This window comes from Endozoicomonas acroporae (genome assembly GCF_002864045.1).
Taxonomy (GTDB): domain Bacteria; phylum Pseudomonadota; class Gammaproteobacteria; order Pseudomonadales; family Endozoicomonadaceae; genus Endozoicomonas; species Endozoicomonas acroporae.
In genome coordinates this window covers 46,063-60,557 of sequence record NZ_PJPV01000102.1, presented here as the reverse complement: position 1 = coordinate 60,557, position 14,495 = coordinate 46,063, and the positions used below count along the sequence as shown (strand labels likewise).

The window sequence follows — 14,495 nt, the reverse complement described above, 5'->3', positions numbered from 1 at the left end:
ATCGCTACGAGGCTCAGTTAGCGTTTGAATTCTGACGACCATTGGTGTGTAGTTGGCCATTGCCGTGCCTCTGGTTATACCGGAGGTATCTTAATAGTACATATGTACGCTTCGTGCTACCGCCCTGGGGTAACAATGAAGGACCTTCCCCCCTGCTTTCCCGCTTTGTTTGACCCTGGTTTTCTTCCTTCAAAAATCCAGACCTGAACCCTGCTTTTCTGCTTTTCTGCTTTTCTGCTTTTCTGCTTTTCTGCTTTTCTGCTTTTCATAATTTGAATTTTATCCATGACTTTGTGAACTTTCCTTGTGAATAAACACTCATAAACGTAAACACAAGGAACTTACTATGAATTTATCCCCTGTGAAGTCTAGTGAGCTAACCAGTCCACATAGTGCGGCTTTCCTTTCAGAGCCATCTTCAATATATGATAATTATCATTCATCACAAGTATTCATACCAAGACGTGATCAGCAGTTTGATATGCAACGATTGCTTTCTAGCAGGAAGGTAGTAAAAAATGACCCAAGCATTCAGTTTCACTTCGGACATATCGGTAAGAATTTTCCAATATGGCTAAGAGTGCCGTCAGATAAACCTGAAAATACTTTTTGGACAAGTACTCTAAAAAAAGAAACTGCAACCGAAGAAGAAGAAACTGCAACCGAAGAAACCAAAACCGAAAAAAACACAACTGCCTGGATAGAGTGGTGTAGAAATAGCGGTATGCACATTTTCTTAGGCAAAACTGCGGCTCAATTTCAGGTTTCAGAAACAGCAAATATATTTCATATTGACTCATACGAAAAGTATGAACACTTATTAAAAGAATATCCTCATTCAGGAAATGATGATTTTATAGATTGGGAACGTGTGGCCATTGATTTTGATGCTGTACATTGTGCACAAGGCTTTGATCTTCCCGGATGGAGTTGTGAATCAACAGCATGGTTTAATAGAGATAAATTAGTATTCCTGAAATCCCTGAATTCACAGGAAATTGACTTGTAATACGGAATCTGAAAGAGCAGGGGGCAGTCTTCCTGACGCAAAAACCAGGGAAGCCGAAACTGACTTTGGTCTTTCTTTTGAATGGACTCAAAATTACGAAAAGTTATCGTAATCGTCAGGGTACCATCGAACCATTTAGCGATATAATCCCCCCATTAATGAATTCAGTCAGACTTCCGCCAAATTCTGATGCCCCTTATTCCCACAGGCAGGAGACCTCATGACAGCAAGCTCTCTCTTCACACAACCGTGGTTGGTATTGGCTCGTGCAGCGACCACCAAATCCCGGGCAATCCTGCTGGTTGCCCTGACCTGCCTGGCAGCTTTTTCCCAGGTAGCTTCCGCTAATGCGGCAAAAAGCCAGGCTCCTGCGGTAACGGCCTTTCCAGTGACGGCCACCACATTGCAACATGGAAGCCCTGATTAACAGCAAAGCCATTTCCGTTGAGCAACTCAAGGCTCAGCGTGCCACGGTAGACCGTCTTGAAGCCGCGCTTCAGGCAGAATTGGCCATACTGGATCACTATACGCTGGAAGCACCTTTTACCGGCATGTTGAGCTTCCATGAACAGAGCATTGGTGCCCTTGTCAATGTCGGTACCCTGCTGACCACGCTGGATGATCTCAGCACCATGAAATTGACCTTTGACCTGCCGGAAAATACCCTTGGCCAGATCCGCAAAGGGGTTCCTTTGATCAACTGGTGGCATGGGCCGATGTCATTGCCGAAAAGGCCCGTGACAATCCCGGGCTGCGGGATGTGGATATTGACTTCAACCAGAATCAGCCACAGCAGGAGATCACCATTGACCGGGAGCGGGCTCAGGAGCTGGGTGTTTCGGCAGAAGACATCGGGGCAACCCTGGAAACCATGCTGGGCGGTGTAACCGACACGACCTTTATGGAGCGTGGTGAGGAATATGATGTTTTCCTGCGTGCCAGGGAAGATGACTTTACCAGCGCTGTCGATCCTGATGACCGCTCTTACCACGGTGGTTGGTGCCACTCCTCTGCTGCTGGCCTCCGGGGCCGGTTCAGAGTTCCGGTTCTCTATCGGGGTCGTGGTTTTTGCCGGTGTTACCGTTTCCAGCCTGTTAACCCTGTTTGTGGTGCCAGCCATGTATTTATTGATGGCCAGAAGAACCACCTCTCCTGACCATGTGTCAAGACAACTGGAGAAGCTGCTGACTCACTGACACATTCACTGATTTTCTCAGGCCGGGAAGTTGCTCAGGCTAATACCGGTTACCGAATTATCGGTTACCGGTTAAGCCTGATAACTTATTACCAATTAACTCTAAGCTGGCACCGGTGGTGGATATGCAGTGCTGGCCCCAGCATGACTGTGCGTCTGTTCGGGATGAGCAGGGGGCATCTGCATCTGCCATTGCCGAATTAATTCATCAACCTCACGTCTGAATTCATCAGGTGGTAAGTCTATTTTTGAGAGTAATTGAGACGCTGCATATTGCAATTGCTCATCAGTTACTGGAGCGGTTCTCATTAAATCAAGTAGCTGTTGACGTAATTCTGGAAGCTGCCTTATCAGCATCAGCAGAGCATTTTGATCAGCGATGTTTCCGGGAAGCACACCTGAATCGTTATCAGTGCCACGGCCCAGCAGTTCGATCATGGAAGGCACGATATTGTCCAGCGACCTTCTTGCTTCATCGGTCACAGTGGTCTGGGAGTTAATTAATATCTTGGCCCTGAACAACGCTACAGTTTCTTTTGGCATCTTCACATTACAGTTATAGGCTCTGTTAAACAGGTCAATGACTTTTTGATCAATCTTGCCCGCCCCACGATAGGGCATCAGATTCAGGACCTCCTGCTTCAGCTTATCCCAGTTTACTTTATCAGGTTCATACTCACTCAAAGTTTGCATACATTGAACTACCTCATCTGCATAGTGACTTCTCCTGGCTACACCGGACTCTTCACGGAGTTGCTCCATCGCACCAAGAATGGTGTAGGTGGCTTTCACCGCATCCCTCGAGACTTTTTGTGCATTACCCAGATCAATAAAGTAAATGTTCAGTCTGCCATCCTCAACGGTAACCATGACATTGCCATCATGCATATCCGCATTAAAAAATCCCGTCTGGGCATAACAGTAAAACCAGTGTTGGAATGCCAGTTTTTTCAGACTGAACCTGAAGGCGAGTAAATGATCGTCCGTTAATTTCGACTCATCGATATTAAATAACTTTGCCGCAAGTTTCCGAAGTTTTGGCTGGTCATTTTCACTTAACGTAACCCCATCAATTTTTTGCATGCCCAGGGCATGGGGAGAGGCAGTATTACCATCAACGGCTGGAACTTTAAAATTAACCGGAAGCCTTAGCAAAACCGTGCCGGTGTCAGGATGCTCGATAGCCCAACCATTTGGCCGGGAAGGCAGCGCGTATGCATACTCCGGTAATTCGTCTTGCCGAATATCAAATATATGCTGCTGTGCAACGGCCTTGAAAGCAAAATCCTGTTGCCGTGTTCTGTTGGCTTCAGTGATCAGATTCAATTCTTCCTTGACACTGTCAAAGAATGAGAAAATGGCATGTTTGGTCCCTTTACCAATTGAACTCGGTGCAAAGAAGGTAACCAGCCCCAGCACGAACCTGAGAACCCGTAAATCAGAGTAAACCCTGGTTTCACTTGACTTGGAAACGGTCTTGACAATCAGACTCTCTCCGCTGTTCAGGATGATCTCATTGACCTCACCAATTGAACCGGTACCGAGATTACGTATTTCATCCAATCGCGCCGGATCGTAATCAATACCCGCTTCATCAAGGCAATGAATCAGCTCCGCCCTGGACATTGGCTTATTGCTGGTGGCAACGTGGGATAAAGTCCTGGTAAATTGCTCATGGTCATCACCAAACAGATCTTTGGCAATTGAGGGAGAACTGCATGCAAACTGAATTGCCTTTACCAGAATCCCCCCCCGGGCTTTAGCGGCAGCGTTTTGGAGGCTCTCTACACTGCCACCATGCCGATAAATACTGAAGAGAATCCCCATCATTTTGAACGTTCTGACCAGACTGGCAAACCCCTTTTTAATCCGATCACCCAGCCATTCAAGGGAAGATAGAGTACGAGGCTGGCGTCCAACGATGACCTGATCATCAGGCACTTTAGAGGGGTCTTCAGGGTCAAACTGCTGTTCGCCCAGGGTCGACGCAGGTGGGACAGCCTTAACAGTATGACCGGCAGCAATGGGGCCATAAGGTGATTGTTGCGGGATATAACCCGCAGAATGAACACCTTGGGACAATGGGTCAACATGACCAACTGTTGCATGAATACTGGGCTGATCCGGGATTTCGCTGGCCGACTCAGGGCGTGCATTAACAGGCATCATAACAGAACTCCTTATTGTTATTAGTGGAAATATTACTGTTTTAAACAGAAAAAAAGTGATTAATCCCAATCGAGAAGTAATCAAATAAAGATTATTTATTTACTGAGACCGATTAAAAGATGAAAAGTTCAATATTATTTCTGTTTAAAATATATCAATTACTTAAAAGCATGATTATTCATCGAGTAATACTCTTGATTTGAGAAGATAAACCCGACGAAAACATAGTTCAAAAATAAAAACTAAAGCACCAATTAAGAACTCTGGTAAGCCTGCTGCATTATCAGAAGCGATTGGTTTTTACTGGCTCAAAAGGTTGGCAAAGAGAGAGAATCATCGAAAAAGGCCAAGCAGAGCATTTTCTCAGCAGCTATAAAAAACCGCCCAAGCTGGCAGTCATTGATCTGGATCACACGGCCAGCCTGACCCACGGTGCTCAATAGTACAGTCTGTTTAATACCAAATACGGCAACACCTGCTACTTGCCACTGATGATTTTTGAAGGTTTAAGCGGGAAGTTGATCACAGCCATTCTTCGGCAGGGTTAAACACCTTCGGGACGGGAAAATGCCGCCATTGTTAAACGTCTTCTGGCCTTGGTTCGGCAGTCCTGGCCGAAAACACATCTCATCATCCGAGGAGACAGTCACTTTGCCCAACCTGAGCTGATGCACATTGTAGTGACATCAATCAAGAGCTTGTCTTGCTGGTATTATCACCCAGCAAGGATTGCCAACTGCTGTATGAGTACTTTATTGGAGCTATCCAGGGCAACTACTTGTTTTTTTGTTGTGCAGTGTCTGTGGATAGTTGGTTCAATGGTGCAGGCTGGTAAGTTACCAACGTTGGTTTGTTTAATAGTTCCCGGAGGGCAGCAATTTCCTCACGATTTGTTTTGCAGCTCTCATTAATCTCTTTTTGTTCCCTGTATAATTGATCCAGCTTTTCCATTGGCTTTTTGTTCAATTCCTTAATAACCTTTTCAAGATTCTCAATTTTTGTCTGGTTTTCGGTAAGTTTCAAAGTACTCTGTCTCAGCCTGTCCGATAATTGTTCAAACCTTTCCACTAGTGCATTGTTTAACTGATGTTTGTTTTTGAGCATTAGTCCAGTAGTGTATTGATGCCAGGCAATGCTGCGACGATTCAGGGTGCCAGCCAGGAGATTGGGACCGCAAAATGTCATAAAACCAACAGGTACAGGTGTTAAAGGGCAAACGATGCTACCGAAACTGTGACCAAAAACTCCACAGCAGGCCGAACCTGCAAGCAAATCAAAATCTATATAGTCTAACAAGTGTTTGGACGGCGCAATCGGGGTTGGTTGCATGATAATTAATTCCTGAAAATAAGGGCTATATAATTAGTTAGTTATTACGGCGATAGATCAAACTAAAACATTTCCTCTAACATCCGACTTTCTTTCCAGAAAAAAGTTTAAAATATTTGATTGAAGGACCACTTTTTTTCATTGATGAAAATCCGGCTACTCAGGGTGGACATTAAGCTTACCCCTCCATTTTCAATGGCTTTTGAATGGAACCACGAAGGACACGAAGAGCACGAAGGAAAAGAAAATCTCTTCTTTGTGCTCTTCGTGCCCTTCGTGGTTCGGTCTTCAACTTCCCGAAGCTGGGAGTAGGCGCTTAATGTCTACCCTAAGAGGATTGATTACCGCAGCCTACAGCTGCTCCCACTGAATTTCATGTCCGTGAATCCGCTGGGCGGACAGGTAATAAACTACTTGTCCAGCTGCCACCCGGTCATTGCCGGGCGGATTTAATCTCAGGTTATCTCCGGTGGCAGAGCCGGCCACTCCAAGGGCTATGGCTTCGTGATGAATTTTAAAAAACTCCAGCAGTCGACCAAACGTCGTCCCTCCAAAATTTTCAGGCACGCGAACACTGTACTGTGTTGGCCCGGTCAATGTTGATAACAGTTGCTGCTGCACACGAGAAGACCCCGGATCCTGGGCTGAGCGAACCAGCAGTTCCATGGACAAATTACTGTGGCACTCTATTTGCGGGCAGTGGGACTGAAGCAGGTGTACCATCTGCTGGCTTTCAAACCAGGCAACAACATGGGCTTTGGTTTTCGTCGCGGCAATACTCAGGCAGGTGGCCAGGGTCTGATCATCGGAGTCACGGAACACGATCACTCTGGCCGCATTGCCAATGCCGGTTCGCTGAATAAACGACGGCTCCGTCAGGCTTTCCCCTCGGGCAAACAAAATCTGGTCAGGAAAAGGATTCTCCATTTCCTGGCTGGTACAGAGCAGTATCTTACGATTCTCACGACGTTTGTCGCCAAAAATCAGTTGCAACATTTTCGGGGTGTGATTTCGCTTCCAGCCAAATATGACAATATGATTGTCCAAATCTGAGTAATCCCCTTTGCCCTGCATTCTTCTACTCCATAACCTGAGAAAAAATGATGACAGCTTCCCCAACCCTCCTGCGAGAAGCACAACGCCACCGGGGAGAATAAACAACGCGGCCAGAACCCGCCCTGAGGCAGTGCCCGGACTCAGATCGCCATAGCCGACGGTGGTCGATGTTGTGACATAAAAATAGAACCACTGATCAACAGGCAGAAGCGCTGATTCACCGGCCAGCCACATCAGCGCCCAGGACAACATAAAGTGGCCCAGCAACCCCATCAGCAAAGCCAGCCAGCTCAGTTTCAAAAAATGATGGTGAAAGAACCGCAAAGTTGATTTCAGAAAACTCAAGTTAACCCTACCATGCACGGTCCAGAAGTCTGCCGGACCCAAAGAAGTCTGATATATCACCAGTGAGTGATAATAACACATATATTCATGACGTTAACTTATAAGATCTGTGATTCAGGCCTTTTCAGGTCCCAGGCCTGTTTGCCAGATAAAACCGAATTTTTATTCTCAATTTCTCGCTATCCTCGCTACGGGCAATAGTCCCGGAGCTACGCAGATGACGGCGTACTGCACAGGACAGCCTTTTATCTGACAACTGATGTATAACCAGAGACTCTGGGTGAAAAATCACCAACTAACCATTAACCCAGGATTGCACTCGCCTGGATAAGTCAGACACGACGGACATAAACCACGACACTGGCTGGTGGGTATCATAAGAGGGGGTCATAACAATATGCAATAACCTCTGTTCAACATACTTTTCCCAAAGTTTAGTCGGCTGCTTTTCAGTTTCAACCGGGACATATTTGGCATTAGCGAATCGATGAATAAGATTGTCTGTGTTTGAGTAAACATGACCAAGGTTTTTTTCGAAAGGATGGTCTTCAGCAGATCCCTTAGCAACATATTTGAATCCAAAACAATCTGTAGCCTCTAATTCCCCTGTTTCCAGCCCTCCTCCCGTGTAATAAGGAACACCCTCTTTAACTGAATCATCATTCATTAACATCACGAGGCTATAATCCCCCCTATCACGAAACCATAAAAGTGCATTTAAATCGACACTGCGAAAAACTTCATTAAAATCGTCACTGTGAATGTAATTTCGAATGATCCCCAACGCACACAATTCCACAGTCTGACCCTGCAATGAGAATTGCCCGGCCAACACCTCTACACCTTTTATTGCCAGATCAATCAATGCCTTATCACTGGTCATTAATTGGCGCTCAAAGCTTTTCTGATTAACAATCCGAGCATCAGGAGCAAATTGTACGCGTACTTTGGTTTCTGGATAGCCTTCAGGGATTAAAGAAAAAATACACTGGTCGTCATTAACTCCTAGCAACACTCGTGAACAAAGTCTGGATTTCAGTATTGTATTAAATTTATCCTTAACAAAATCATAGCTATCTATATTGATTGCATCGTTGGCCCGTTGCAGAATTCCAGGCTCAACAACCGGTTGTATAGTCCGGAAGGTATCACCGAATTTAACATCAACCGATGCAGCTGAAGCTGAACCACCCTCAAGCTCAGAAAGCCTGATTGCTTGCGGTGAATTTGTGTGCGCAGTAGCTGTAATCATTTTTTGAACACCCGATAATTTAGTTCGTAAAAATCGACTGATAATCAGTCACCAATTTCAGACCTGATGATCAGGAAATAGTTCAGCCCCGCTGAGTAGTTGTTCAAGAATTCAGTCAATCCGTTTCACAGCCCTTTGCGGTTATATCAATCTTGAGTTCCACCGGCAAACCAGCGCAGACATCATAATTAAATTAATGTCTGCTCTAAGTAGTTAACCAAATGAAATCGTATTTTCTGACTAAGTGGGCAGTCACTCTGCGGCGTTACAACTACGGTCACATAGCTACGGCTATGCTCCCTACGTTGTGCCTTGCATAGTAACTGCCCACTTAGCCAGAAATATACTATTCCATTTGGCCAACTACTTATAAACAGCAATCAACATCCTGATAATTGGCATAAACACGGATTGTTGATCAATCGTACCTGTTGCATTATCTCCCTATTTTTCAACTTATCAGCGGACCACCATGCGACACCTGACTCCCGAAAAGCACCCCGCTTTTGTTCTGATTCTTCTGACCCTGTTTGCGGTGGTAGGACCTGTGTCCATTGATATTTTCACCCCCTCACTGCCAGCAATCACCGCGTTTTTTGCCACCACCTCCGCGATCGCTCAATGGAGTGTTGGTTTATTCATGCTGGGTTTTTCCCTGTCGATGCTGATTGTCGGCCCATTGGCTGATCGTTTGGGCCGAAAGAAAACCCTGCTGATGGGCTATTCCCTTTACCTTGCGGCAACAGCAATCACTTTGCTGACGGATAGCATCTATCTGTTCATTGCCGCCCGTTTTGCCCAGGCCGTTTTTGGCTGCTTCGGAACTGCCGTTGCCAGAATGATGGCCCGGGACTATTACCGTGACCAGATGGAAGTGAAAATGCTGGCCTATATTGGCGGCTGCCTGACCATTGCCCCCATGGCAGCACCCATTGTCGGCGGTTATCTGCAGGAGTATGCCGACTGGCAGTACAGCTTTTACGTGATGGCAGCCATGGCGGTGATTGCGATACTGGCACTGACGCTTTTGCCAGAACACAAACAGGAAACAACCACGGCAACCACATCGAAAAATTCTGTGCTGGCAGGCTATAAAGCGGTGCTGACGGATGCCCGCTACCTGCGCTTTACCATCGCCGCCGGTGCGGCATTTGCCGGAGCCTTTGTGTTTGTTGCCGGAGGCTCCTTTGTGGTTATTGGTCAGTTAGGCATTTCTCCGGCCACCTATGGCTACCTGTTTGCTGTGGCTATTGCCAGCTACCTGCTCAGTGCATCCATGGGCCCAAAACTGACCGCCAACATGAGTCGGAGCCAGAGTACGCTGGTCGCTGGCAGCCTGCTGATGATTGGTGCCATGGTTTCCCTGGTGAGCGGTCTGCTAACGGATGGTCAATCCATTACCGGCTATGTTGCGGGTATCGCTATATATGAACTGGGCCTCGGTCTGTTTATGCCGCTCTGTCAGGCCAGGGCCACTGAACATATGAAAGAGAATATGGGTACCGCAGCGGGCCTGATTTTCTTTATTGAGATGCTGCTGGCAACACTGATCAGTGCGCTGATCGGCTTTCTGCCTGAAGCGGGTACCCTGTCGCTGTCAGCGATCACCTTGATCGCAGTTGCCATCTCCGGTGTCTGTCTGATGAAAACCAGCGATGTTTCAGAAGCCACGCCACAGGCTGCCTGAATCTGTTGCTATCGAAGTGGGTATGAATCACCATACCCGGTTTCTCAGTCGGCCTGCCAACGGGTCAGAGAGTGCGGGGGGGAGCAGGCCATATAAACGGATTATTGTCGATAGTACTATTATCCGGTACCATTGCAACTATACTATTTACCAATCAATACAATGAAAAAGAAACATGCCACGACACTGCGCAAACTGTTTGCCAGACCGGTCAGCGGCAGCATTCACTGGGCCGATATTGAAAACCTGTTTCTTGCTCTCGGTGCCACGATTAATGAGCGTGAAGGCAGCCGGATCAAGGTGGTACTGTTTGGTGAGGTACGGATCTTTCACCGCCCACATCCGTCACCGGATACCGACAAGGGCGCGGTGGCCAGTATCCGCCGGTGGCTGGAGAACCACGGAGTGACGCCATGATTAACCAGATGAACATCAACGGCTATACCGCTGTCATTACTTACGACCCGGACATTGACCTGTTCCGGGGCGAATTTATTGGCCTGAACGGTGGAGCAGATTTTTACGCAGCGGATGTCAAAAGCCTGCACCAGGAAGGCAAGGTCTCCCTGAAAGTGTTTCTGGAGGCCTGTCAGGAAGAAGGCATAGAGCCACGCAAGTCTTTCTCCGGCAAGCTGAACCTGCGTATTGACCCGGATCTGCACGAATCCGCCAGTGTGGCAGCAGCGGCCAGTAACCGCAGTTTGAATCAGTTTATTAATGATGCATTGCGCCAGAGCCTGAATTAAGTGTCTGGTAAGCGTAAAGACGACGTTTTCAGAAAACTCAAGGAACAAATGACCAATGGCCACTGATAGCAAGGACATTAGATCGGTTGATTCTGTGTATATGGAGATGGCCCACTCCCTGGCCAAATTATCAAAGTGTGTGCGCCTTCAGGTAGGCTGTCTGCTGGTCAAGGATGGACGGGTGCTTTCCACAGGGGTTAATGGCACGCCTTCAGGCTATATCAACTGTAATGAGGCTGACTACGAAGAACACCACCCCTGGTCACTCAGGCATGAAATTCATGCTGAACTCAATGCGGTTATCTGGGCAGCACGGCTGGGTACTCCCATTGAGGGGGCTACCGCTTATGTGACCCACAGCCCCTGTGACCAATGCACCAAAAACCTGTTAGCGGCCGGTATCCGGCGCATTGTTTATGACATCCAGTACGACCGCAATCCCCAGGAAGAACTATCACAATTCTGTCGGGAAAACGGCGTTGCCATTGAGCAGGTATCCATTAAATAACATCCGAGACATGCTGTGGATCGATAAAATTACGAAAGTCATAGAACTTATCTGCCCAATCGGAATAGTCGTCAAGGGAGTGGCCATACAGTGAGCGACACGTCTGGCCTTTTCCCCTCTGGCAGGTGAACTCCCAGAAAATGTCTTTCATGACATGGGCCGCTGTTGAGAATTGAGCACCAAACTGCACACAAAATTCAGGATGAACGTGACCTATCAGACAGTTAATGTCCTTTTTCAACAACTCGGGGTTCCTGAACCAAAGTGATGAGGGCAGGCACTGAAAGGCTTGCTGAAAAACAGATTCCACCTGTTCATGCACACATTGCAAAATAGATAACCGTAACTCTGCTTTTACCGCCTGGATCGATTGTCCGGAATAGCGACATTGGGCATACAGCGCCTGGTTATCAAAGCTTTTGCATCTCAACAGCCACTGTTTATTTTGGATAAAGTGTAACTGTGCTACCGGATTTTCAATCTTACCCACATATTGATCAATGATTGCCAAAATCCCATTATAATTTTCCCGGCCTATGTCAAGGAGGAGCAACCGATTGGTTAAATCATTTCTGAAAGCGCGGGTATACACCCAGTGACGCTCGACTTCTTTTATTGACAAGCCAAAAGGAATTTTAACCCCCTGATTCACACTAAGGCGAACCGGTTCAGGCTTGCCAGTAACGAGTTGCCATTGGTTCTCGTCCGGGCTTTGTTGCTGATGATGGTCAGCTTGTTCCTCAAGCTCTGATTCACTGTCAAGGTTTCGCTCTGACTCAAGATCGGGTATTTGAATAGCAAAGTGCTTTTCACTCTGGACGTCAGTTAGCTTTTTCTCCTGGCAATGTTCCTGGCAGGCTTGCCTTCTGACGACAGCAGGCGGGCTCTTTTTCCTGGCTTTGCTTTTCCTTGCAGGTCCACTTTCGGGTGACTTTCCCTCAGCCTCTTTACGGTGAAATTTATTATCTCCCGATAATGAATGGGCATTTTTTTCAGATTGAATTTCCTCTAACCGGTTCTCCAATTGCAGAACTTTTTCACCAACCAGTTTAATCTCCATGGGTATTTTAAACCTGACCGACCTTACATTACTTTTATCAGCCAGGTCATGTAAAAAACATCGGTAAACTTTCCAATGCTTCAGTGAGCCTGGCAGGTCTCCTCGTTTTTCAAGCAACATGGCAAGATATTTATTCATTTCAGGCCGTGAACCAATCACCGCCCGATAGTTAAGTTCTGCTTTATTCAGCAGGTCTGTAAATTGTTCACTTGACTCACCCTGAGAGCTGGCAAGCTTTTCGTAAAGAATACCTAACAATGCTTTTACACAAACATCTTTAACGTTGTCCTTTTCAATAAACTGAACCGCTAATTGATACTTACCCTTTGAGGCCATGCAAAGTCCAAAATAGAGTGTTTTGCTTTTATGCCTGGCAAATTCAAGAAGCGCTGATGCCTTGGAAGGATTACCCAGCATATAGTAATACAGGGCGACTCTTTCAGAACGCAGTCGTGCACTTCGTGTTGATCCTCGCATCAATAGAATTAATTCATAAGCATAATCCATAGCTCTCTTGACTATTTCAGCAGATTGATTTTTATGGTCATTTATTTCAACTTGAATGAATTCCAGGTATTCAAGTGCTTTTTCCGGATTCAAAGTGGTAGAGTAAGGCCAACGGGAAAACCCAAGATCATTCCAGAGCATGGTTAACAGTGCCAGAGTATTGTATTTTGCCGAGTTTTCAGCAACACTTCTAAATACTTCAACATCCTCCAGGACCTCTGCGATTGCAAAGCATGTACATTTTGCCAGTGCAATCTCTGATTCCTGTTTAGGGCATCTTTCCAATGCTGAGCTTAGTGCGGCTAATTGGACCCTGTCAGTGGTTTTCCAGCGATAATTTATCAGAAATCCTGCAGCAAGAAAGTTTAAAACCCAATAGTCAGCAGCACGACAGATTCCTCTTTCAACGCTGGCAACCGTCATTTTATGAAGAATACGGTTGTATGTTTTTACCTGTCCCGGGAGGGCTAACTTTACAGCAGCATTTTTCCCGGAAGAGTAGCCATGGGATGACATTGAGTATTCCATAGTTACCTTGTTGTAAAAATGCCCCAATGCCTGAAGAAAAGCGAAATAGGCAATCTCTTTCTCATGAGCGGCCAACTCTGTTTCTAATAAAAGTGCGTTAAAGTAATTATCAAGAAAGTCAATATTACCAGCATTAACTACTTCAACATAATGATCATCATAATATTCCTGGTAGAGATGGTGAAAAATAATCACTATTTTATCAAGTTTGGTCAAACTAAAGGGAGATCTTGCAACTTCAGCCAATCGTCCCTCCTGCTGTTCCCTGGCACTGTTACTTTTTACGGCTCCCGGCTCAGCCCCGTATCGACACTCTTCTACATCACCTGAAGCAGGGCTATGCATTTGGCACCGATTATAGCCAGCCATAGCCGTTTCATGGTGAACTTTTTCAATAATAGATCTTATTCTAACCATGGCTTCTTTGCATTCTGACTCTTTAGCGAGTAACTTTGAAGATAAAGAACTTAAACTATTGCTATCACTGTCCCCTTCTGATGAGACAACTGCTTTTTTCAACTTCTCAAAAGCTTCTAGAAAAAGCTTGTTTTTATCAATAGACTCAATAGATTTTTCCAACTCCTTATCAACTGCCTTCATCTGCTCACAAACGGAATAAAATTTCGTTAAGGATTCAATTTCAGGAAAGTATTTGTCGTTATCGGGAAGCCACCATAAATTCAACACCTTGATGAGAGCATTGCCATTTGATGGTGGTATTAAGTCTCCGAGAGAATGAAGCACACTGAATGCTTCCTGCTCACTTGGCATGCCGTACAACATTCTTATGAGGAAATTCTCCTGAATATACAGAGCCGCCAACTTAAACCTGATCAATTCCTGATGGGGTATCTCACCATGAACCCTGGTGAGATCAATAATCTGTTGTTTTATTTCGTCAAGCTGCCGGGCCAATATCTCCGGATCCGGAGCTGTCTGTTGTTCAGCATGTCCAGTGCTCTGAGGTTTAACGTCCTGTTGCGCACCTTCACACAGTGATACTTGCTCCGAAGTACACTGGCTTGATTTCAACAGATCATGTGTACTGACGCCATGAGACTGTTCGGACGCTGCAATAACACGAACCTCCCTGTTAACAATGCT

General features: G+C 46.1%; 12 protein-coding genes and 2 pseudogenes. 8 read left to right on the top strand and 6 right to left on the bottom strand.

Features of this window, described 5'->3' with window-relative positions; all coding sequences use genetic code 11:
• The first annotated feature begins 346 nt into the window (after positions 1 to 346).
• The gene (locus CX664_RS25815) at positions 347 to 1,009 is read left to right on the top strand and encodes a hypothetical protein (RefSeq protein WP_146000078.1); all 663 of its coding nucleotides are present in this window, start codon (positions 347 to 349) and stop codon (positions 1,007 to 1,009) included.
• A 344-nt stretch (positions 1,010 to 1,353) separates the two neighbouring features.
• On the opposite strand, the gene CX664_RS26505 is transcribed toward CX664_RS25815, so the two are convergent.
• The gene (locus tag CX664_RS26505; protein WP_180966529.1) at positions 1,354 to 1,719 is read right to left on the bottom strand and encodes a hypothetical protein; all 366 of its coding nucleotides are present in this window, start codon (positions 1,717 to 1,719) and stop codon (positions 1,354 to 1,356) included.
• Between CX664_RS26505 and CX664_RS25810 the strand changes: the two are divergent.
• Both CX664_RS25810 and CX664_RS16910 read left to right on the top strand, forming a co-directional pair.
• Positions 1,713 to 1,901: pseudogene (locus CX664_RS25810) on the top strand (efflux RND transporter permease subunit); the annotation flags it as partial. The gene CX664_RS26505 and the pseudogene CX664_RS25810 sit on opposite strands and share 7 nt — an antisense overlap.
• Before the next feature lie 28 nt (positions 1,902 to 1,929).
• Positions 1,930 to 2,205, top strand: coding sequence for an efflux RND transporter permease subunit (locus CX664_RS16910; protein WP_146000077.1), 276 nt, complete (start codon positions 1,930 to 1,932; stop codon positions 2,203 to 2,205).
• A gap of 101 nt (positions 2,206 to 2,306) precedes the next feature.
• Here CX664_RS16910 and CX664_RS16905 read toward each other — a convergent pair whose 3' ends face one another.
• Entirely contained in the window at positions 2,307 to 4,373 is a 2,067-nt protein-coding gene (locus CX664_RS16905; protein ID WP_101747880.1) for an AarF/UbiB family protein, read from the bottom strand.
• Between the two features lie 563 nt (positions 4,374 to 4,936).
• Between CX664_RS16905 and CX664_RS28245 the strand changes: the two are divergent.
• A pseudogene (locus CX664_RS28245) lies at positions 4,937 to 5,041 on the top strand (hypothetical protein); the annotation flags it as partial.
• 106 nt (positions 5,042 to 5,147) lie between these two features.
• On the opposite strand, the gene CX664_RS27075 reads toward CX664_RS28245, so the two are convergent.
• From CX664_RS27075 to CX664_RS16890, 3 genes are all read right to left on the bottom strand, one after another.
• Positions 5,148 to 5,702 carry a hypothetical protein gene (locus tag CX664_RS27075; protein WP_101747879.1) on the bottom strand — a complete coding sequence of 185 codons (555 nt, stop codon included), beginning with the start codon at positions 5,700 to 5,702 and terminating at the stop codon, positions 5,148 to 5,150.
• A 351-nt stretch (positions 5,703 to 6,053) separates the two neighbouring features.
• The gene (locus tag CX664_RS16895) at positions 6,054 to 7,103 is read right to left on the bottom strand and encodes a potassium channel family protein (protein ID WP_180966528.1); all 1,050 of its coding nucleotides are present in this window, start codon (positions 7,101 to 7,103) and stop codon (positions 6,054 to 6,056) included.
• A gap of 295 nt (positions 7,104 to 7,398) precedes the next feature.
• Positions 7,399 to 8,355: a hypothetical protein gene (locus CX664_RS16890; protein ID WP_101747877.1), complete on the bottom strand. Its 957-nt coding sequence runs from the start codon at positions 8,353 to 8,355 to the stop codon at positions 7,399 to 7,401.
• A gap of 472 nt (positions 8,356 to 8,827) precedes the next feature.
• On the opposite strand from CX664_RS16890, the gene CX664_RS16885 reads away from it, so the two are divergent.
• From CX664_RS16885 to CX664_RS16870, 4 genes are all read left to right on the top strand, one after another.
• Positions 8,828 to 10,042, top strand: a complete 1,215-nt coding sequence (locus CX664_RS16885; protein ID WP_101747876.1) for a multidrug effflux MFS transporter — start codon at positions 8,828 to 8,830, stop codon at positions 10,040 to 10,042.
• Positions 10,043 to 10,204: 162 nt separating this feature from the next.
• A complete protein-coding gene (locus CX664_RS16880; protein WP_101747875.1) occupies positions 10,205 to 10,459 on the top strand; it encodes a type II toxin-antitoxin system HicA family toxin in 255 nt (84 codons plus the stop codon).
• A complete protein-coding gene (locus CX664_RS16875) occupies positions 10,456 to 10,788 on the top strand; it encodes a type II toxin-antitoxin system HicB family antitoxin (protein WP_101747874.1) in 333 nt (110 codons plus the stop codon). The genes CX664_RS16880 and CX664_RS16875 overlap by 4 nt, the downstream gene beginning before the upstream one ends.
• 55 nt (positions 10,789 to 10,843) lie before the next feature.
• Positions 10,844 to 11,296 (top strand): deoxycytidylate deaminase, encoded by a 453-nt coding sequence (locus CX664_RS16870; RefSeq protein ID WP_101747873.1) that lies wholly within the window; start codon positions 10,844 to 10,846, stop codon positions 11,294 to 11,296.
• On the opposite strand, the gene CX664_RS16865 is transcribed toward CX664_RS16870, so the two are convergent.
• Entirely contained in the window at positions 11,289 to 14,162 is a 2,874-nt protein-coding gene (locus tag CX664_RS16865; protein ID WP_146000076.1) for a hypothetical protein, read from the bottom strand. The two genes, CX664_RS16870 and CX664_RS16865, sit on opposite strands and share 8 nt — an antisense overlap.
• Between the last annotated feature and the right edge of the window lie 333 nt (positions 14,163 to 14,495).